The sequence below is a fragment of the Staphylococcus sp. 2S1 genome (genome assembly GCF_046721335.1).
GTDB lineage: Bacteria > Bacillota > Bacilli > Staphylococcales > Staphylococcaceae > Staphylococcus > Staphylococcus equorum_A.
The window spans coordinates 2119196-2140143 of record NZ_JBEUUJ010000003.1 but is presented as its reverse complement, the minus strand read 5'-3'; the positions used below and the strand labels follow the sequence as shown (position 1 = coordinate 2140143).

15 protein-coding genes and 7 pseudogenes are annotated in these 20948 nt (G+C 31.2%); 16 read left to right on the top strand and 6 right to left on the bottom strand.

The window, feature by feature from the left end:
• Positions 1–100 precede the first annotated feature (100 nt).
• Positions 101–976, bottom strand: coding sequence for an AraC family transcriptional regulator (locus ABLV90_RS11200; protein WP_046465324.1), 876 nt, complete (start codon positions 974–976; stop codon positions 101–103).
• Between the two features lie 120 nt (positions 977–1096).
• On the opposite strand from ABLV90_RS11200, the gene ABLV90_RS11195 reads away from it, so the two are divergent.
• From ABLV90_RS11195 to ABLV90_RS11160, 8 genes and pseudogenes are all read left to right on the top strand, one after another.
• The gene (locus tag ABLV90_RS11195) at positions 1097–1654 is read left to right on the top strand and encodes a sugar phosphate isomerase/epimerase family protein (RefSeq protein WP_460872646.1); all 558 of its coding nucleotides are present in this window, start codon (positions 1097–1099) and stop codon (positions 1652–1654) included.
• Positions 1632–1964: a hypothetical protein gene (locus ABLV90_RS11190; protein WP_460872645.1), complete on the top strand. Its 333-nt coding sequence runs from the start codon at positions 1632–1634 to the stop codon at positions 1962–1964. Before ABLV90_RS11195 ends, ABLV90_RS11190 begins: the two co-directional genes overlap by 23 nt.
• Positions 1965–2087: 123 nt before the next feature.
• Positions 2088–2975, top strand: a complete 888-nt coding sequence (locus tag ABLV90_RS11185; protein WP_427707819.1) for a sugar phosphate isomerase/epimerase family protein — start codon at positions 2088–2090, stop codon at positions 2973–2975.
• Positions 2975–4119 (top strand): annotated as a pseudogene (locus ABLV90_RS11180) (Gfo/Idh/MocA family protein). The gene ABLV90_RS11185 and the pseudogene ABLV90_RS11180 overlap by 1 nt, the downstream one beginning before the upstream one ends.
• 38 nt (positions 4120–4157) lie before the next feature.
• Positions 4158–5165 (top strand): Gfo/Idh/MocA family protein, encoded by a 1008-nt coding sequence (locus ABLV90_RS11175; RefSeq protein WP_460872644.1) that lies wholly within the window; start codon positions 4158–4160, stop codon positions 5163–5165.
• A 463-nt stretch (positions 5166–5628) separates the two neighbouring features.
• Positions 5629–6190: pseudogene (locus tag ABLV90_RS11170) on the top strand (dihydrofolate reductase family protein).
• Between the two features lie 31 nt (positions 6191–6221).
• Entirely contained in the window at positions 6222–6653 is a 432-nt protein-coding gene (locus ABLV90_RS11165; RefSeq protein WP_460872643.1) for an ATP-binding cassette domain-containing protein, read from the top strand.
• The gene (locus ABLV90_RS11160) at positions 6646–7044 is read left to right on the top strand and encodes a hypothetical protein (protein ID WP_460872642.1); all 399 of its coding nucleotides are present in this window, start codon (positions 6646–6648) and stop codon (positions 7042–7044) included. The genes ABLV90_RS11165 and ABLV90_RS11160 overlap by 8 nt, the downstream gene beginning before the upstream one ends.
• 865 nt (positions 7045–7909) lie before the next feature.
• Here the strand turns inward: ABLV90_RS11160 and ABLV90_RS11155 are convergent.
• Both ABLV90_RS11155 and ABLV90_RS11150 read right to left on the bottom strand, forming a co-directional pair.
• Positions 7910–9513 (bottom strand): annotated as a pseudogene (locus ABLV90_RS11155) (IS3 family transposase).
• A gap of 167 nt (positions 9514–9680) precedes the next feature.
• Positions 9681–9881: a hypothetical protein gene (locus ABLV90_RS11150; RefSeq protein ID WP_002507627.1), complete on the bottom strand. Its 201-nt coding sequence runs from the start codon at positions 9879–9881 to the stop codon at positions 9681–9683.
• Between the two features lie 206 nt (positions 9882–10087).
• Here ABLV90_RS11150 and ABLV90_RS11145 point away from each other — a divergent pair.
• The 7 genes and pseudogenes from ABLV90_RS11145 (at position 10088) to ABLV90_RS11115 (ending at position 17654) form a co-directional block, all read left to right on the top strand.
• Positions 10088–10901 (top strand): annotated as a pseudogene (locus ABLV90_RS11145) (VOC family protein).
• An 18-nt stretch (positions 10902–10919) separates the two neighbouring features.
• Positions 10920–11123 carry a DUF6501 family protein gene (locus ABLV90_RS11140; RefSeq protein ID WP_002507630.1) on the top strand — a complete coding sequence of 68 codons (204 nt, stop codon included), beginning with the start codon at positions 10920–10922 and terminating at the stop codon, positions 11121–11123.
• A gap of 190 nt (positions 11124–11313) precedes the next feature.
• Positions 11314–12107, top strand: a pseudogene (locus tag ABLV90_RS11135) (ATP-binding protein).
• 12 nt (positions 12108–12119) lie between these two features.
• On the top strand, positions 12120–14009 hold the full coding sequence (locus ABLV90_RS11130; RefSeq protein WP_427704460.1) for a vWA domain-containing protein: 1890 nt from the start codon (positions 12120–12122) through the stop codon (positions 14007–14009).
• A 124-nt stretch (positions 14010–14133) separates the two neighbouring features.
• Positions 14134–15479 (top strand): annotated as a pseudogene (gene brnQ3 / locus ABLV90_RS11125) (branched-chain amino acid-like transporter carrier protein BrnQ3).
• Between the two features lie 600 nt (positions 15480–16079).
• On the top strand, positions 16080–16559 hold the full coding sequence (locus ABLV90_RS11120; protein ID WP_460872641.1) for a BCCT family transporter: 480 nt from the start codon (positions 16080–16082) through the stop codon (positions 16557–16559).
• A pseudogene (locus tag ABLV90_RS11115) lies at positions 16460–17654 on the top strand (BCCT family transporter). Before ABLV90_RS11120 ends, ABLV90_RS11115 begins: the two are co-directional and overlap by 100 nt.
• Positions 17655–18164: 510 nt before the next feature.
• On the opposite strand, the gene ABLV90_RS11110 reads toward ABLV90_RS11115, so the two are convergent.
• Genes ABLV90_RS11110 through ABLV90_RS11100 form a run of 3 tightly spaced genes read right to left on the bottom strand, consistent with a single transcriptional unit; the run spans position 18165 to position 20230 of the window.
• Positions 18165–19298 (bottom strand): toxic anion resistance protein, encoded by a 1134-nt coding sequence (locus ABLV90_RS11110; protein WP_460872640.1) that lies wholly within the window; start codon positions 19296–19298, stop codon positions 18165–18167.
• A gap of 28 nt (positions 19299–19326) precedes the next feature.
• Positions 19327–19947 carry a 5-bromo-4-chloroindolyl phosphate hydrolysis family protein gene (locus tag ABLV90_RS11105; protein ID WP_046465313.1) on the bottom strand — a complete coding sequence of 207 codons (621 nt, stop codon included), beginning with the start codon at positions 19945–19947 and terminating at the stop codon, positions 19327–19329.
• Between the two features lie 13 nt (positions 19948–19960).
• Positions 19961–20230 (bottom strand): acylphosphatase, encoded by a 270-nt coding sequence (locus ABLV90_RS11100; protein WP_046465312.1) that lies wholly within the window; start codon positions 20228–20230, stop codon positions 19961–19963.
• A 349-nt stretch (positions 20231–20579) separates the two neighbouring features.
• Between ABLV90_RS11100 and msaA the strand changes: the two genes are divergently transcribed.
• Positions 20580–20888: a regulatory protein MsaA gene (gene msaA, locus ABLV90_RS11095; RefSeq protein WP_002507638.1), complete on the top strand. Its 309-nt coding sequence runs from the start codon at positions 20580–20582 to the stop codon at positions 20886–20888.
• Positions 20889–20948 lie beyond the last annotated feature (60 nt).

Genomic DNA, 20948 nt, shown 5'->3' with positions numbered 1-20948 from the left:
CTTTTTCATGATCAGTCTTTCCATTAAAAATTGCCATTACTTTAGACTCACTAGCTGAGACAATTCTAAAGTAATGGCATTTCTCTACTCTATAAACAGTTTAATTTTTGGCGTGTTTTTGATAATAATCACGTGGACTGCACCCATAAGACGTTTTAAATTTTCGATAAAAGTTAGAATAATCGCTAAAACCGCATTGATTGGCAACTTGTTGTGGACTTTCTCCATTTTTCAACATACGTTGCGCATTTTGCAATCGTTTCTGTAATAAATAACGATATGGTGGATAGCCTACAAGGCGAGTGAAGTGCTGAGTAATTTTATAGCGACTAACATAGAATTTCTTTTCGAGATCTTCTAATGAAATAGGATCTGCGTAGTGTAACTCCATATAATCTAATACTTGTCTTACTAACTCAGATTCCGGGTCATCTATCACTGATACTTGTTCATTAGCAATTGACACTCTATTTAAAAGTATAAAAAATTGAGTGAGCAATGCTTCTTCTGCTAATTTCTTTCCAAATTTCTGACTATTTTGTTCATTAATTAAACCCTGAAGTAAATAATATAGTTCTCTTTTTTGTGATTCTGACAATTGCAGTAAATTTTTAAAGTTTGGTGATTTTGTGTCGAAGCATGCACTTAAATCATATGTATCTGTAGACAAAGATTCTAATAAATGTTCATCAAATCTTAATCCGATACGTTCGGCATGCCCATCCATTTGTTCATTTAACTGATGAAATTCATATGGTGTAATGAGTAATAAAGAACCTACGTCTAGCTGATATTTTCTACCTTCAATGGTATATAGCATATTGCCTGACAGTGAGAAGAATATTTCATAATGGTCGTGATAATGTAATTCATTGCCAAAGTGACCATCACTTATCCTGTGCCATGCCGCATACTCTCCATCAAAAGGTAACGAAATAGAATCAAATTTAAACTTAATATCCCCGTTGTCTTTCATTCAAATACCTCCCGCTCAAAAAACAATCTTTTTCCCTTTATTTACAATGTTGTTAATTTTCACTCAATATATAATTAAATTATAACACTAAAGCAATATTATATTGAAAGGATGATTTATATGACTGAACCACAAATTGGAGTTCAAATGATGATGCTTAAAGATAAGGTAGCTGAAGATGGGATATACAATGTTTTAAATAAAGTAAACGAGCTTGGCTACCATGCTGTTGAGGTATCTCAAATAGAAATGACAGAACAGAATATTACTGAAATGCAACGTGCAATTAAAGATTTTGGCATGAATATCGCGGCAATGTCTTGTGGTGTCGAAGATATTTCTGAAGATCAAAAATATCCAGGTGATACATTACAAAATGATTTTGATAAAATTGTAGCAGATTGTAAAGCTGTAGATTGTACAATTTTACGTATTGGCATGCTTCCTATGAACTATATGGGTTCTAAAGAAAGTACGCTTAAATTTGCCGAAATATGTGAGGAATATGCGAAACGCTTAAAAGAACATGGCATCGATCTTTACTATCATGCGCATAACGTAGAATTCGTTCGTTATAATGGAGAGCTCATGTTAGATTTAATGCGTGATAACACTGAACATTTAGGCTTTGAGTTAGATGTACATTGGATTTGGCGTGCTTGGTATAGACCCAGCTAAATTCATACCAACATATGCAAATCGCATTCGTGCCATCCACTTAAAAGATTATCGTATTGGTGAAATTGATTGGGACCAATACCCTGGAGAAGGCGTTGAGAAGGTATATTATATGCTACATATGATTACACAATTTGCTGAACTTGGTGAAGGTACTTTACCTTTAAGAGATATCATAGAAGTCGGCCTTGAAAGTGGCAGTGAATATTTCTTTGTTGAGCAAGATGAATTATACGGTGCCGATCCATATGATTGCTTAATCACAAGTCGTGATCACTTAATTGATTTAGGTTATAAAACATGGTTCTAATTTAAATTAATAGTCTATCTACACCTTAATAGGTGCTTTTTAAAGAAGTTAAATGTAAGCGATTGCAATTTACTTCTTTATAAAATTCAAGTTATATTTAATGAAAATGGAGGTATTTTTATAATGAAAAATATCGCAATATCAGGATTTTCGGATGAAATATCATCCGAATTAGATACCCAGTTAAAAACTGTCAGTGAATTAGGTATGCGCTATATCTCATTGCGTGGTGTTGATGGTGAAAATATTAGCAAATACTCTGTTGATAGCATACAAAAAGATGTCTTACCAAGGTTGAAAAAGTGGAACATTGGCATTTCATCCATTGGTTCGCCAATAGGCAAAATTTATATTAATGATGAAGATGCTTTTAAAGCGCAATTAGAGACATTAAAAACATTATGTCAAATATCAAATACTTTAGATTGTAAATACATTAGAATATTTAGTTTTTATATACCAAAAGAAGATAATTTTGATGATTATGAAAAAGAAGTCATTGCTAAATTAAAGCAATTTGCCAAAATTGCTGAACAATATAATGTGATATTACTTCATGAAAATGAAAAAGATATCTTTGGAGATATTGCTCGACGTTGTAATGTTATTTTAAATGAAGTCGGTTCAAAACATTTTAAAGCAATATTTGATTTCGCAAATTTTGTTCAGTGTGGCGAGGATCCACAAGCATGTTATGAATTATTGGCTCCACATATTGAATATATTCACATTAAGGATGCTATTTATGAAGATAGCGTCAATGTCTTATGTGGCACGGGTGATGGTAAAATTGAATCGATACTTAAACAAGCAATCGACCGCGGCTACAAAGGATTTTTAACACTAGAACCTCATCTCGTTGTATTTGATTCACTTAAAGATTTAGAACTTGAACATTCCACAGAGACGATTCAAAACACAGTAGCTAAAGACGGCGCTGAAGGATATAAAATGCAATATGAAGCTTTACTAAAAATACTATCTAATATTGAACAAAAGGAGAATGCATAATGGAAAAAGTTCGTTTAGGAATTATTGGTTTAGGTGCACAAGGTGGCACGTATGCAGGTTTTATTCATAGCGGAGAAGTAGATAAACTAGAAATTGGCGCAATATGTGACATTGATCCTGAGAAAAAAGCATTAAGTGCTGAAAAATATCCAGATGTACCTTTCTACGATAACTATATTGATATGTTAGAAAGTGGCGATGTAGATGCAGTCGTTACTACAGTGCCTCATTACCTTCATACAGAAATAGGTAAAGAAGCATTGTCTAGGGATATTCATGCACTTTTAGAAAAGCCTGCAGATATCTATGCTGAAAAAGTTAAAGAAATCAGTGATTTAGCAGCTTCTAAACCAGAATTAACGTTTGGTATTTTCTTTAATCAAAGAACCAATCCTTTATACCAAAAAGTTAAAGCATTAATTGATGCTTGGTGAAATTGGTCATATTCGTCGCACAAATTGGATTATCACTACATGGTGGCGTCCACAAGCATATTATGATCAAAGTTCTTGGAGAGCAACTTGGGATGGAGAAGGCGGTGGCGTTTTAGTAAACCAAGCACCACACCAAATCGATTTACTCCAGTGGTTATGTGGCTTACCTGAAAAAATATTTTCAAATGTTAAATATGGTTACCAAAGAGAATTAAACGTCGATGATGATGTAACAACTGTATTAGATTATGGCAACGGGGCAACAGGTGTATTCATTACATGTACTCATGACATTATCGGAACAGACCGCTTAGAAATCACTGGCGATAAAGGTAAAATATTAGTCGAAGATAGTAACAAAATTACACTGACTCGCTTAAAAGAATCTGAAACAGACATGAACCGTAATATGTCGTGGGAAGATGCTTGCCAAAATATTCACTGGCAATGGTTTTGACGATATCTATGATCAAGAAACGTTTGAATTCGAAAGTGTATGGGGTCAACAACACATCAGCGTATTAGAAAACTTTGCAGCTAACATTATTGATGATACACCATTGATTGCTCCAGGCAGTGACGGTATTAATGGTGTTAACTTTGTAAATGCCATTTATCTTTCAAGTTGGTTAGGCAAAGAGGTATCACTACCAGTAGATCCAACAGAATTTAAAAATGCATTACAAGAAAAAATTCAATCAGAGCAATAAATTAACTCATAAAAGCATAAATAAACGGAGATGGTCATATGCTTAAAATTGGAATTGTTGGACTAGGTGATATCGCTCAAGTACATATTCAAGCGATTGATGATAATCCAGAGGCTCAATTAGTAGCAGTTTGTGATGAAAACGAATTATTAAAAAACAAAGTACCTCATACGCATTTTTATAAAGATTTAAATGAAATGTTAGATTCAGAAGCGTTAGATTGTGTTCATATTTGTTTACCACACTATTTACACTTATCAGCAACAGCGACTTGTGTTGAAAAAGGCGTTCATGTGTTGCAAGAAAAACCACTTGCAATTAACGCTAAAGAAGGTCTTGAATTAGTGAAATTAGAGCGTAAGTACCCAGAAATTAAAATTGGTATTTGCTTTCAAAATCGCTATAATGATACCTTTCAAACACTTCAGAAAATCGTCGGAAGTGGTGAATATGGTAATGTCATTGGCGTAAAAGGGCTAGTAACTTGGTTTAGACCTGAAGCTTATTATACAGAGAAACCTTGGCGCGGTAAGATGGACACTGCTGGTGGTGGCGTACTAATCAATCAAGCTATTCACACACTAGATTTAATGCAATTACTTTGTGGCAAAATCACATCTATTAAAGGCAATGTCTCACAACTATTAGATTATGATATTGAAGTAGAGGATACCGCAGTTGCACACATAGCGTTTGAAAACAAAGCAAATGGTATGTTTTTCGCTACAAATGCCAGTATTGGGAATTCTAGTGTTGAGCTTCAAGTCATCTTTGAAAATGAAAAATTCACAATTAAAGATAATATTCTGACACGTGTAAATGAAGACGGTTATAAAAAGCAAGTTATAGAAGATGCTAAAGCACCTAAAACAAAATCTTATTATGGACCAAGCCATGGTAAACTGATTAATCAATTTTATGATTGTCTGCATAACGATACACAAAATTATGTACATGCTCAAGATGCACTCGCATCCATCGCTATGATAGATGCAATTCAAATGTCTTCTGAATCAAAACAAACCGTAACATTTACCAGTGATTAAATTTATCATTATTAAAAATCTATTCAGCGCACGGAACATAAATACAACATGTTATTTTGTAAATGTAAATTATATATTTCACTGTAGTTGTCTGTATTTACTCAGCTATGTGGGAGCGGGGTAAGTAATCAAACATTGATTGCTTATCTTGCTCCTTTTTATTCGAACATTTTTGATTTTTGAAAGTACATGTTTGCTTGGAATATGAATCGAATCTATTATCTCTCACTCATACTATTTCACTGGACGTCAGCCTTATACAAAATGGGACAAGTACATATAAATATTTAAATCATCTATATCGTTTCAACTTCATTAGGGATACTTATGACTTGTACTCTTTTTCATACAATTTTTAAGTAAATAAAATAATTTTATCATTCAACACAATGATTGTTTTTTCATTTAAGCTTCACTACAATAAATATATAATAATATATTTTAATGAATGAAGGTGCATTTTATGAGCGATAATAGCAAAATTATATTAGATTTAGCTGTATCTTTAGATGGTTTTATAGAAGGATCGAATGGTGAAATTGATTGGTGTATCATGGATCCAGAAATGAATTTCACTGCATTTTTAAACCAAATAGACGCTATTATTTATGGTAGAAAAAGCTATGATTTATGGGGAACTTTCCAACCGCAAGCAGACGATAGCAATGGAGAGCAGTTCATGTGGGACAATATTCATAGCAAAAGTAAATATGTATTTACACGCCAACATATTTCAAATCAAACAACTACTGAATTTATTTATAATCCTGACATTACCAAAGCAGTCGAACAAATCAAATTAGCTCATACAAATGACATATGGTTATATGGTGGGTCTAGTATTATCACCTCATTTATAGATAAAAATTTAATTGATGAATATCGTTTATCTATTCACCCAGTAGTATTAGGTGCTCGGAAAACCATTATTTGAAAATATTAATCAAAGATTGAATTTGTCATTGTTAAAAATGCATACTTATCAAAGCGGTGTCGTACAGCTCATTTATGGCAAAGATAAATAATGATCTTTTATAGAAAAAGGAATGATATTCAATGAACATAGCGATTGAAGCTAAAAACGTGTCAAAAGAGCTTAACCAGAATCTTATCATTAATGATTTGTCTTTTAAAATCCCCAAAAATTCCATAACTTTAGTAAAAGGAATAAATGGAGTAGGTAAAAGCTTAACATTAAAACTTATTTCTAAATTACAGTTACCAAGTAGCGGCAATATTTATACTGATTCTAAAATTAGCTATGCCCCGGATGCATTTCCTAAAAACATTAAAGTAACAGTAAAACAATTTTTATTATTTATAATTAACTCAAATAATCAAATTAATAAAAAACAAGTACATACTATACTGCAAAATTATTTGGATTTATTTTATTTAACTGAATTTCAAGATTTGAAATTGCATCGTTTATCTAAAGGTACATTACAAAAAGTTAATATTATACAATGTCTATTAGCGGATGCCTGACATTTTAATTTTCGACGAACCATTTTCAGGTCTAGATAATAAATCAGAAAAACGGTTTGTAAATCATTTACGACAATTAGTTAAAACGAAAACAATTATTATAACAGCGCATGATTACAATTTTGAAAATACTGTAGTCACTCATATACTCAATTTAGACGATTACACATTTAAATCCATCTCTAAGCAAGATACGCAGAAATTAATTACTGTGCAAAGCTATAAACAAAACCACAACTTAATTATGGTAAATAATGAAGGTTCTATACTTTCTATACTAGAAATTAGCGACAATAAGTTAGCGATACAAGTATATAAATCAAAATCTAACTTAGTTATACTAAATTTAATAAATAATAATTATGAAATTATAGAAGTAAAGGACTTATAATATGCTACTTACTTTTTTAAAATATGAAAATTTAAAGTTTTTAAAATCTTTTATTTTTATACCACCTATTTTTATTTACTTATTATGTCTAATAAGCATCTATATTTATAAAGATGTCCCTGTATTATCTAGTTATGGATCCACATCAATTGTGCTATTTCTTATAATGACTTGGCTTACAATTATTAACTTTAAGCACGATACTATTAACGAACGCTATATTTTATATATCCAATTAAGATCTAAAAGCAATTATTTAAAGCTTAAAGTTTTATATCTTTTTCTAGTTAGTTGTTTATTAATTCTAGTTTCACTATTCTATCCATTATTAATCCAAGTTTTTAATAAAGAGATTACATTAAATTTAATTTTCATAGGTTTAATCACGCATATATTAATGAGTTCTTTTGGGATATTATTAGGTTCTTTTGTAACAAATACACAAATTGCCAGTAAAAACTTTAATTGGCTTCTTACAATACTTATCTTAATTGTTACACTGACCAAGGATTTATTAATAGAACAATTTTCATTTTTGCAATGGATATTATGGATTCTTCCTCCTATAAGCAATATCTTGTATCTTTTAAATAAGGATTCTATTCATATATTTAACTTAGACTTTATAACGTTGTGCATTCATTCTGTAATTTATATAGTTATAGTTTTTCTCATGACCAAATATTTTTTCAATAAACAATAAGATAAAAAATTGTTGTTAATACAAAAAGCTTCTAGCCATACGGAGACAAGTAGACACTTTAGTATCTTTGAATATTAAATAGAAAGCCCCAATCTATTAGTTTTTTGAACTGCACCCAGTCAAGTAGACAAGTAAATAATTAAATTTTAGGTTGATCTCGTATTAAGCGAGATCAGCCATTTTTAATGTGATGCGCTCATTATTAAAAAAATGAATATAATCATCTATAATAATTTTAGCTCTTTCTATATTCTCAAATAAATAATGTTTATTTCCTCTATAAATCTCACTTTTAATAATCCCCCAAACACTTTCCATTGGTCCATTATCTATACATCTACTAACACGCGACATACTTTGAATTACGCCAAAGCGATTTAATTTATCTCTAAATCGCCTAGATGTGTATTGGTACCCTCGGTCACTATGCAAAAGAATACCTTCGGTAGAGTCCATATTACATACTGCTTTATCAAAAGTGTTAAATACGAGTTGATTATTATTTGAAGCACTTGTTTCATAACTAACTATTTTATTTGTACCTAAATCATAAATAGCACTTAAATATACTTTGTTTCCAGCTTTAAGTCGAAACTCAGTTACATCAGTTAACCATTTAACGTTAGGTTTATCTTCTTGAAATTCACGATTCAATATATTTTCAGCTGTGATTTGAGGCGTTGAGCGTTTATATGGTGCTCTCTTACGACGTATGACAGCAGTTAGTCTCAGTTTTTTCATTAATCGATAAATACGCTTCTGATTCACTTTTTTACCTAATTTAATTCGAATATAAATGTAAATACGTCTGTAACCATAAATGCCTTTATATTTATCATATATTTCTTGTATGTCTTCCATTAAAGATTCGTTTTCTACATCTCTTTGTGTAGGTACGCGATGAATCCATTTATAATAACTGGATCTTGAAATTCCAAGCGTTTGGCATAGTTGTTGAACAGGATATTCTTCTTTTAGCGTTTGGATCGTTTCGTATGCCGTGATTTGTTTGATTTTTGATTCATCATCTCTCTTTCTATTTCTTGATATTTTTTTAAAACTTTATTTTCCATTTCTAAAATTTTATTACGTTCTTTTAATGCTTTAATTTCAGCTTCATTAACTTCTTCAGAAGTTAATATTGATTGAGGTTTACCTTTACCTCGACCATCGATTAGACCGTCGCCGCCATGCTCTTTATATTTTTGTATCCATTGGTACACTTGACCGTAAGTAACATTAAATCTTTGGGCTATTTCTTTGTAACTTAATTCATTATCCAGATAAAATTTAACGATATTTAATTTTTCTTCATAAGTCGTTTTTTTCGCTTTCATTATATACACCTCAGATATTGAAGAATAATTTTGGTTCTCTTTATCCTCAGTATAACGTTTTGTCCAATTAATTATAGTCTTATGTGATGGCACGTTGTATTTAATCGCTAAATCTCGATAAGATAACTCACTATGAAAATATTCATCAACAACGTTCATTTTAAATTCTTTTGAATAACTATTGTTATTTGATTTTGGAATCAACGATTCCATACCTTTATCTAAATATTGATAGTATTTATCTCTTAATATACCTGTATGAATATCTAGGTTTAATTCATCTACAATATTCGCAAAACTCATGCCTTCTTCATATTTGTCAAAGGCAATAAGAAGTGAATTTAAATCTACTTTAAGTTTTTGAGACACAAAAAAACTCCCTTCAAAGTTTTTACTTTTTAAGTGTCTACTTTGAAGGGAGCATATCATTTTTTCTAATAGATTGGGGCTTTCTAATAGAGCATGAGATAATTCTGTCCCACGCCCTTTTAAATTTTACTACGACTTTATTATTCAAGTATAACAACTAACTATTCATTTAAATTATAACTCCAATAATCTCGATTCAATTTACATGTCTTAAACATGTAAAATTATTAAGCTATATACACGAAAAGCTCAATAATAGCTAGAATTAAAAATACTAAGAAAACTACGCCATAGATATTATTTTTCTTAACACTTTTAGCATTAGCATTTTTTTGCTTTGCTTTATTATTTATATTCGAAAAGAAAGTAATTCCAGAATACACTGCTATAAGCACAGTAATACCAAATACAACCCATACAGTTAACATTTTAAAACCTCCTTCTAATTCAATAAATCTATTTTCAAATTTGTCATGAAAAATAATAAATCACGATATATATACATTTTAATACATTTTCTTAATTCGTCCAATGTATATTCGTTATAATTTTGTAAAACCATTATTCATCATACAAATAATACTTAAAGTAAGTTATAATTAGTTGAAAAGATATGAATAGAGGGGTTAATATAATGAATGGTCTTAGAAGTGTTACTACAGGGACAAATGATTTAGAAAAAACTAAAACTTTATTTAAAGATATACTCGGACTCAATGTGACAAACAAAGGACAAGCGCTACGTTTTGGAGATGCTGAACTTAATTCTGGGACACGTATACATTTTGTAGAAATACCTAACTATATTAACAATAATAATCATATAGATAATATTGGCTTGCGTGTGCCAAGTGATGAAGGTCTGGATGAGTATAAATCAGTATTAGATAATCATCACATTAATCATGGTGGTATTACCGATTTAAATGGTCATCAATATTTTGATTTTAAAGACCAAAATGATCAAACATTTAATATTTACTCAAATGAACATAATACTGGGACACCATTAGGTATGCCATCATTTGAAAGTACTGTAAATCCGTTACACCAGATCCAAGGATTAGGGCCTGTCCTCTTGAAAGTTAATGAACTTATATTAACGCAATCTATTTTAACTAAAGTTTTTGGACTCATACATTTTGCTGAATACGCACCAACAGACAATGCCGATTATAAAGTACAAGTGTTTCGTATAGGAGACGGCGGGCTAGGTGGCGAGCTACATATTTATGCTCGCAAAGGATGAAGTGAAAATGCCTGAACATGGTATAGTTGAACAAATTGAATTTGCTACTGAATCCAAAGCACATTTTCAAAATGCATTGCAACAACTTGAAGTCATTGGTATTCCTTATCAAACATTAGATCAAGATGGCGAACGTTCTTTAAGAATTAGTGAAAAAAGCGGCATCACATTTATATTAACTTTAGAAACAAAACAATAAAGAGAGGTTTTTACAATTATGTTACATGAAACTTGGAAAACAAATACACCTATTAAAAAAGTCGAAGTTGAACATGCAGAAGCGAAAAAATTCACAGTATCTGATATGCTAACAGTAGGTAAACAATATGACGTTATCAATGAAACTGAAGAATATTATCAAATCATCGATAACTCTGGTCTAGTTGGTGGATATTATAAAGAATATTTTAAAGAAGTATAAGATTTTAAATATATCGTATTGCACCATAAACGCAACAAACAATTCCTCACAAACTATTGTGAGTTTATAAATTTTCTTATTAAAATAGGGCTAGGGCAAAATATGATGATGTATTCTTGCCCCAGTCTATTTTTAATGATTTTTAACAATCATCAGACAAACATGTAAATGCAAAAGGAGATAAAAAAACATGACAAATACACAATATATTAATAGAGACGAGACTGTCTTTAATGATGCTAAATCATTAATGCAATTAAATAAAAATATACTGTTAAAAGGACCAACTGGTTCTGGTAAGACGAAACTTGCAGAAACGCTAAGTGAAACTTTAAATAGACCGATGCACCAAATTAACTGTTCAGTCGATTTAGATGCTGAAAGTTTATTAGGATTTAAAACAATACAAACAAATGACAATGGGTCACAAGAAATTGTCTTTATAGATGGACCTGTCATACAAGCCATGAAAGAAGGAAATATTCTTTATATTGATGAAATCAATATGGCGAAACCAGAAACACTGCCTATACTGAATGGTGTATTAGACTATCGTAGAAAACTAACAAATCCATTTACAGGAGAAGTTGTAAGTGCAAGCACCAGGTTTTAATGTTATTGCGAGCAATAAACGTAGGATACATTGGCACATTACCTATGAATGAAGCATTAAAAAACCGTTTCGTTGTTATTGAAGTAGATTATATTGATGGTGATATTTTAAGTGATGTTATTAAAAACCAAAGCCAGTTAAAAGACGACGCTGTTATCCAAAATATTATAAAGTTCAATGAAGATTTGAGAACAATGACAAAACAAGGTCAAATTTCTGAAGAAGCGACCAGTATTCGAGCGCCGATTGACTTGAGCGATTTAGCAACAATCATGCCAATAGAACGTGCGATACAGCGTACGATTATAGATAAATTAGAAGACGAACGTGAACAACAAGCAATTAAAAACGCAGTAGAATTAAACTTTTAGTGAGGGATAATCATGAGTGATCGTTTTATAAAATTTAATGACGAACAACTTGATGCAAAGCAAGTCATGATGCTACAAGATTTAGCTCGTCTTTTACTGAAAAATGAACAAGCACACGTTAAAATACAAAAATTTCCATACTATGATCCAATCAATCATACCTTAATTACAAGCTCATTTTGGTCACATAGGAGTAAAGAAATAGAATCCACAGGATTAAAATCAGATGTATTACTTGCTACTTATGGTTATCAAATGATGGATGAAAAAATTGTAAATAAAGTCATTCATAATCGAGAGTTTCAACACCCAAAATTCTTCCAACAACTTTTCAAATTATTAGAAGACAAACGTGTATTAAATACCATAGTTCAATTACGTCCTTCGACAAAGCCTATAATTCAAATGCGTAATGAGGTTAGATTGAATTATACTCAGACACAAATCAAAGTTTATAAAACCAAAACAACTTTTACAGACTTACTATTTTTATATTTAGAAGCATCTTTTTTAACAGAAAACTTTTATGATGTACCGCAAATCCATCCTCAAATTGATGATGTTTTAAATCATATGTATCAATACTTACCTAATTTCTTTTATAATGAAACGTCTGAAGATAACATGTATTTAGCAGAACGTATCATGTATCAAATCGATGATATTTTAAAAGAAGATATGTTGAACGAATATTATCATTTACCGAAAAAAGTTTATGAAGCAATAGAAGAACTTAATTTTGAGGATATAACGAGAACTGACGCAAGTAACTCAGATGGTCAGTCTGATGAACAAAACGATGAAGACGTTGTAAGCGAAGATATGGAATCTAATAATCAAGATAGTGCGTCAGAAGGTGGCGCTTATTTAGAAATGGAATTACATGAAGGTGAGAATAGTGATGTCATGGGTGATAATGACACCGCACGTGAGGGTGATGCGAGCGATGATATGACTGATATGCAAACTAAAAAGGGCAAAGGCTCTACTGATAATGTTGAAGATGACGAAGGTGGTACTGTCGGTCATAACCAAGCGTTTGCACTTAAAGGTATCAATCAGAACGTAGAGATTAAATGGAATATTCCAGACATAGAACCACAATATATCAATGATTATCGTGACGTTGAATCTGAAGTCCAGTTTGAGACAAAAGATTTAATCCAAATCATAAAGAAAACAATTGATAGAGAATACCAGGATGAACGTCATAATTTAACTAAAGGAAGACTACAGAAGAATCTACTTAATTGGTTTATTGATGATCAATATAAGCTGTTTTATAAGAAACAAGATTTAAGTCAATCCTTTGATGCTACTTTTACATTGCTAGTTGATGCATCCGCAAGTATGCAAGATAAGATGGAAGAAACGATCAAAGGCGTTGTCCTATTCCATGAAACTTTAAAATCATTAAATGTTAAACATGAGATACTTGCATTTAACGAAGATGCGTTTGATGCAGATGAAGCAAATCAACCCAATATTATTGACGAAATCATTTCATACGACCGTTCAATTTTTGAAAAAGATGGACCACGAATTATGGCTCTAGAGCCTCAAGATGATAATAGAGATGGCGTAGCAATTAGAATAGGAAGTGAACGATTAATGCGTCGTTCACATAATCAACGTTTTCTAATTGTATTTTCAGATGGTGAACCTTCAGCATATAATTATAGTCAAGATGGTATTTTAGACACTTATGAAGCCGTTGAAACTGCTAGAAAAATGGGGATCGAAGTATTCAATGTGTTTTTAAGTCAAGATCCTATTACAGAAGACATAGAACAAACGATTCATAACATTTATGGTCAGTATGCCATCTTTGTAGAAGGCGTAGAAAATTTGCCAAGCCATCTGTCACCATTATTGAAAAAACTTTTATTAAAATCATTTTAGCTAGACTAATTTTTATAAATTAATCGCTATATATTTAAATATTCTGAAATTTATATAGACGGCATCTAATTAAACGTGATAGAATAGATAATATTATTTTATTGGATTAAAAGGAGAACGTCATATGAATAAAAATACATGGATTATAGGCTTCACATTGTTTGCAATGTTCTTTGGCGCTCGGCAACCTTATTTTCCCACCTAATTTAGGTTTAGATAGCGGAGAATATTTCTGGCCATCCATTTTAGCATTTGCATTAACTGGAATCGGATTACCGTTATTAGGCGTTGTTGTAGGTGCATTAGATAAACAAGGCTACATCGGGTCATTAAATAAAATATCACCTAAGTTTTCAGTAGTATTCTTAGTAATTATATACTTAACAATAGGTCCATTATTTGCGATTCCACGTACAGCATCAACATCATTTGAGATGACTGTTACACCGATTGCACAAACAAATAGTAGTTTAGCATTATTTATATTTACAGTTATTTATTTCTTAATTGTATTATATTTATGTATCAATCCTAGTAAAATGGTTGATCGTATCGGGTCATTGCTAACACCATTACTACTTATCACGATATTAGCGATGATTATTAAAGGATTTGTAGATTTTGGTGGTAATGCACCAAGTCAATCTGCAGAATCGTTTACTTCTGGTTTTGCTGGATTTTCACAAGGGTTTACCAATGGTTACTTAACGATGGATGCTATTGCGACAATTGCCTTCTCAATGATTGTAGTTAATGCTGTAAAAGCAACAGGCGTTACAAATGCTAATAAGATCTTTAAGCAGACATTATTAGCTGGTTTAATCGCCGCAGTTGCCTTAATGTTCATCTATATTTCTCTAGGTTTTATAGGAAATCACATGGATGTATCGCAAGAAAAAATTGCTAGTTTAACAGCAAAAGATCAAAACATAGGTACATACCTATTAACTACAATGGCAGATGTAGGCTTTGGAACTTTTGGTAAATATCTATTAGGTATTATTGTTGCACTTGCGTGTTTAACTACTGCATGTGGTTTAATCGTTTCAGTGTCAGAATATTTCCATAGAATTTTACCGAAAATTTCTTATAAAGCTTATGTAATTGGATTTACGCTAATTAGTTTTATATTAGCAAATCAAGGTTTAAACTCAGTAATTACAATGTCTGAACCAGTACTTAGTATTGTATATCCAGTAGCAATTACTTCAGTATTACTGATATTGATTGCACGTTTTGTACCAACTAAGCCAATTGCACAACAAATTCCAGTTACGATTGTTTCTATTGTTTCAATATTAAGTGTAGTACATACACAAGGTCTGGATAAAAATGAGCTTTATTGATAGTTTACCTTTAAAAGACTATTCATTAGAATGGTTCCCAATTGCTATAGTCACTACAATCATAGGTTATATTGTAGCTACTATGGTTAAAAGTCAAAAACCTATCGTTTACGAAAAAGATTAAAAGTTCATTTAAGTAGATTCTGCTCAATATTTAAATGCATCGTTTTTGTAAAGATACAATCCCTTCAAAGTAGTCACTGAAACAGTGATTGCTTTGAAGGGATTTTTTTATGTGTAAAAATAACATTTTGCTGTTAAAATCTTCATTTAAATAAAAATATCATTTTTTAAGGTGCAGAATTTTCCAATTGCATGATTAATATATAATAATTTAATCTTAAAAATTATAACTATTTTACAAAGTCCAATTGATTACTAAGAAGAAGTGGGCTATAATCTTAACTTCAAGTGTTTCGTCAGTGACAATAGTAAGTCTCTTGTCACAATCATAAATAGACTTACATATTTTTATTAAAGATGGAAAGTACACGTGTTCATATTCACAAAAACACCATTTGCTATAGCGTAAGACTTCGTTTTCATACTTATAATTTTGAACTCTAAAACAATATTCAATGATATTCGTAAGCAATTTGATAAGTACTGAAAAAGCTAAACTATTTATTATAAAAGACTTAATATAGAGAAAATAGAGAGAACCTAAAAAGAGGAGTAGAATAACATTAAATTTTCTTATTGGAAAGACAAACTAGATTGGCCGGTGTTTCTTATTAGCGGTGGCGTACTCGTATTATTTGTAATTATGTCATCACTATTTACTACAGCAACTTCGGATTTCGTGCAAAAAGGCTTTGAACTATCCATTACATATTTCGGTGCATTTTGGCAAATTTTATTACTAGCAACATTTGCGGTAGGTGCTGTTTTAGCCTTTTCAAAGTATGGTCGTGTAAGGCTCGGAAATGCTTCTAAACCTGAAATGAGTTACTTCAGATGGGCAGCAATTGTGATTACGTCAGGATTAGGCGCAGGTGCTATATTTTGGGCTGTCGCTGAACCTATGTATTATTTTATTGATGTGCCACCAACTATGGATCCAAGTATCAAAGATAGTAGTTCAGTCTGCTATACCAGCGAGCAATGGCTCAAAGTTTCACATCATGGGGCTTCACAGCCTGGGCAGTTTATGGTGCTGTCAGTGGTATCATTATTATGTATGCACATTATAATAAAGGCATGAAAATGCGTCCAAGAACAATTTTATATCCAATATTTGGTAAAAAGATTGAGCATACTAAGACAGGCTCTATGATAGATGTCTTTTGTATTTTAGGTGCTGTAGTCGGAACAATTGGAACAATTGGGTTTTTCGGTTTTCAATTTAGTTACTGGTTACATAGTATTTTTGGTATTCCAGATAATATCATTACTCAAGTCTTATCTGTTGCAGGACTTATGGTCATTGTATCTATTTCTGCAACTACAGGGATAGATAAAGGTATACAGTTTCTTAGCAAACTAAATATATGGTTAGCAATAGCACTTGCTGTCTTTATATTGTTAATAGGCCCTGGTGGTTTTATTATTGATACTTTTATTTCTTCTTATGGAACATATATCACTAATTTCTTAGAAATCAGTACCTTTAGAGGAGATAATCAATGGGCTGGCGCATGGATGCTTTTCTTCTTTGGTTGGTTTATAGGTTATGGTCCTTTAATGGCTATGTTAGTTGCCCGTGTCTCAAAGGGACGTACAATCAGAGAAATCTTCATACTCGTTTCAGTCGTAGCAGACTGTAGTTTCTCATTTTTGGTTTTCTATTTTAGGTGGAAGTGGATTGTTTTATGAATCTAAAAATAATGGTTCAATTAGTGATCCTTTATCTGAAAATGGTTTACCTGCAGCAGTTATCTCAATTGCTACACAATTACCTTTAGGCAATGTGTTAGTTATAGCTTTACTCATTTTGACACTTATATTTGTAATAACAACTGCCGATACAATGTCATATTCAATTTCTATGTCCGTTACTGGCGAAGGAGATCCGCCTAAAATCATCAGATTATTCTGGGTTGCTATTATGGGTGTAATCTCAATTATTCTTATTAATATTGGCGAGGGTAGTATTAGTGCAATACAGTCCTTTATAATCGTAACAGCAGTACCTATATCGATTATCATGCTTCCTGTCGTTTGGACAGCGCCGAAAATTGCGCACAAACTTGCTGTGGAACAAAATATAGTAACTACTAAATCCTCAGACACAGTTGACAATACAGAGAATTTAATTAAAAATTCAGCAAATCAACATACAGAAGATTCTAAGCATTAAATAGAGCGATTAGAATTAAATCTCAAAATGAGTCTGAGACATAAGCTTCTCAGATAACTAAAAAATGATGGTTTCTACGTGAAATAAAGTAGAAGCCATCATTTTTATGTTTTTTATCTATTTTTGTAGCTCGATGAGCTACTATTTTCCTTATATTTATTGCCATTCATGCTAATCCTACTTCTCGTTTTAAAGTTATGTTAGAGTAACTTTATTATACAAAAGCGTCTTATTTTTTGTATTAATTTATATAATTGTACCGATTTTGTAAAGCGCTGACGCCTAGGGGAATAGTATGAGTCTGTAAAACAAATAATATCTCAACTCTATTTCCAGGGTGGGACGACGAAATCTTATTAGAAAAATTAGATTTCTGTCCCACTCCCATACCCCAAGCAAGCACGCGCTTTCAAAACCGAAAGATTTTAAATAGAAAAAGTAGATGGGGCGGGGAGAAATCAAAATTTGATTTTCTGTCCCGACTCCATCTACTTTATTTGTTCATAAACCTTATTTATTATCTTTCATATCTAACAATTGATTTTGTAATTCTGATTCAAGTTGATTTAATTCTGTTTCTGCTTGTTTACGTTTAGTACGGCCTTGTTCTTGGATTTGAAGTGTCTGTTCAATTGTTTCAATAATATCATTTTGTGTTGTTTTGAGTGTCTCGATATCAACGACACCACGTTCATTCTCAGTAGCTGTTTCTAACGCGTTTTGTTTTAATAATTCAGAGTTTTTTAATAGTAAATCATTTGTAGTATCTGTAACTGCCTTTTGAGCTGATACGGCATTACGTTGTCTCATCAATGTTAATGCAATAGACATTTGGTTTTTCCATAATGGAATACTCGTTAAAATTGAACTTTGAATTTTCTCAGCAAGGGCTTGGTTTACGTTTTGAATCATTCGTATTTGAGGTGCAGTCTGAATTGCAATCTGTCTTGATAACTGCAAATCATAAATTCGTTTATCTAAACGATCTATAAATTGTTCCATATCAGATGTCGCTTGCACATCCATTTGGTTACCTGTCGTTTTTGCTTGTGTTCTTAGTTTAGGTACTTCAGTCTGTTGAAGCGTATGCTGTTTCTTTTTAGTCGCTTCAATATATAAAGACAATTCTTCAAAATAATCTTTATTCATATTGTATAATTCATCTAACATGTCTATATCTTTTTTTAAGTTATTTTTATGCTTATCTAACTCAATAGAGATACGATCAATCTGTGAACCTACAGATTGCATTTTAGAAAATATTTCATTAACAGATGCTTTCGTACGTTTAAATATACGTTTCAACTTAGATTGGTTTTCTGGATTAAGTTCTTCAGGGTTAACTGACTTTAATTTACTCATTAAACCATTCAGAGACTCACCCACAGGGCCAACATCTGTTGTGTTAACTTCATTTAAAATACGGTGTGAGAACTGTGACATATTTGATTGTGCTTGTGTACCATAATTCAGTAAACCATCATTATCCATTGGCTTTATTTGTTCGCTCAACTTATCGATTTTTTGTTGTTCCTCTTGAGTATATTGCGTTTTATTATTGATTATTTCATTTTGATTAGCTGACTGTTCATCAATATATTTGTCCAATGGATGTGAACTTAAAAAGTCTTGTTCTTTAGCCATTCAATTTCTCTCCATTCTTAATTCTATGTTATTTATTTCTTTTCTGTTCCATTTTGTTTAATTCCATCTCTATATCTAACTGGCTATAGTCTTCGTTATTAATTCTCTTCAAGTCAGCAACTAAAGTTCTTTTCACTTCGTCTAAAGTAATTCTTGTTTGTTCTAATTTTTGTTTTTCTTCTTTAGATTTTTTAGGTGACTTAGATAATCTTGTATATGCTTCAATTAAATTTAATGCATTATCAATATGTGAATAGAAGAAACCTTCTACTTTGAAAAATGAACCTGGTTGTTGTTTCACTGCAAAATAAATTGCACGAGAAATTCGGTATATTTCATTCACTTGTCTAAAATCTTTAATCGATCTCACATTTACAAATGTTTTCAAAATTCTTCTAATCTTATCTTGTGCATTGTTTAACTGACTATTTACAAAATGATAATCACGACGTGATAGACCAATTTCATTTAAATATTTTCTAGAAGTTAAACGTTGAGTAGGGAAGTAAATTGCCAAGAACGTTACCGCAGAAATAAGAAAATCAAATATAACATAAATATCAAGAGCAAAAACACTAGTAAACCATGCGATAACTGCTACTGGAAAAGCTATGATTGTCCCAAAAATACGTGAAATAGTATATCTCAAACTTCATCTTCCTTTATATAGTTTTAAAATCCTTTAATGATTCATCAATATTCAATTCTTCTATAGTATAATCTTCAACATGCGAGGCAGGTGACGCACCGTCTATAACTGCATTTAAAAATGGAGTTAATGCTTTTTCATTTCCTTGCGCATAAATATCAACATAATTATCAATATTTTCAACTGTGCCTACAATATTATACTTTCTAGCTATCTTCTGTGTATAGTATCGGAAACCTACACCTTGCACCATTCCAAATACTTTAACGTGTTTGCACTGCATATTATCACCTCTTAGTAGTATTATACGAAATTTTAGGCCACAAAACTAATATTTACGTTTGAGCTACGTATGTATATAGGCCAAAAGTATGAGTCAGATAACTTGATTTTGTATATTATCTAGTTAAAATATTACACATAGACAAATTGTGCGACTCTAATTAAATTATATAAAGTATATAACTAGTTCTATTCATATCTATTTATAAACGTGGGGATTTTATTTAGAGTGAATGTATGAAGACCATACATAAGTATAATCAACTTGTTCTATTAAGCTTAAAATTTAGAACACGCTATTTAAATGTTTTGAAAATGTTTTTGAGCTGACTATGAAAGGGTGAAATGAAATGTGGACAGTTGCAAAAATTCGGGCTGACTATGAAGGTTGGTGGTTATTTAGTGACTGGACTGATCATATCGTAGAACAACATAATTTTGAGACTTATAACGAGATGTTAAGCCAATATCAATCAATCATTTTAAAATGTAAAAAAGATTATGATAACTATTTAGTTGGAAAATATAATATTCATGCGTTTTATAATAATTGTGATTTAGGATTTTGTGAAGATTGCGATGAAGATTTACAAATATTCTATAGTTTTATTGTTTTAAATAATAATGAAGTATATTATAAATTACCTATTGTTGAATAAACAGTTTATTCAGATTTGTATTGCAATTTTATTTAAATTGCTTTATACTGTTAGTCAAGC

Bases quoted from the DNA above. Each gene is read 5' to 3' on its own strand.
- ABLV90_RS11110 (WP_460872640.1), bottom strand. From the start codon at position 19,298: ATGGCTAAAGAACAAGACTTTTTAAGTTCACATCCATTGGACAAATAT.
- ABLV90_RS11100 (WP_046465312.1), bottom strand. From the start codon at position 20,230: ATGCAGTGCAAACACGTTAAAGTATTTGGAATGGTGCAAGGTGTAGGT.
- ABLV90_RS11175 (WP_460872644.1), top strand. From the start codon at position 4,158: ATGCTTAAAATTGGAATTGTTGGACTAGGTGATATCGCTCAAGTACAT.
- ABLV90_RS11150 (WP_002507627.1), bottom strand. From the start codon at position 9,881: ATGTTAACTGTATGGGTTGTATTTGGTATTACTGTGCTTATAGCAGTG.
- ABLV90_RS11160 (WP_460872642.1), top strand. From the start codon at position 6,646: ATGCCTGACATTTTAATTTTCGACGAACCATTTTCAGGTCTAGATAAT.
- ABLV90_RS11200 (WP_046465324.1), bottom strand. From the start codon at position 976: ATGAAAGACAACGGGGATATTAAGTTTAAATTTGATTCTATTTCGTTA.
- ABLV90_RS11140 (WP_002507630.1), top strand. From the start codon at position 10,920: ATGTTACATGAAACTTGGAAAACAAATACACCTATTAAAAAAGTCGAA.
- ABLV90_RS11130 (WP_427704460.1), top strand. From the start codon at position 12,120: ATGAGTGATCGTTTTATAAAATTTAATGACGAACAACTTGATGCAAAG.
- ABLV90_RS11195 (WP_460872646.1), top strand. From the start codon at position 1,097: ATGACTGAACCACAAATTGGAGTTCAAATGATGATGCTTAAAGATAAG.
- ABLV90_RS11185 (WP_427707819.1), top strand. From the start codon at position 2,088: ATGAAAAATATCGCAATATCAGGATTTTCGGATGAAATATCATCCGAA.
- ABLV90_RS11165 (WP_460872643.1), top strand. From the start codon at position 6,222: ATGAACATAGCGATTGAAGCTAAAAACGTGTCAAAAGAGCTTAACCAG.
- msaA (WP_002507638.1), top strand. From the start codon at position 20,580: ATGTGGACAGTTGCAAAAATTCGGGCTGACTATGAAGGTTGGTGGTTA.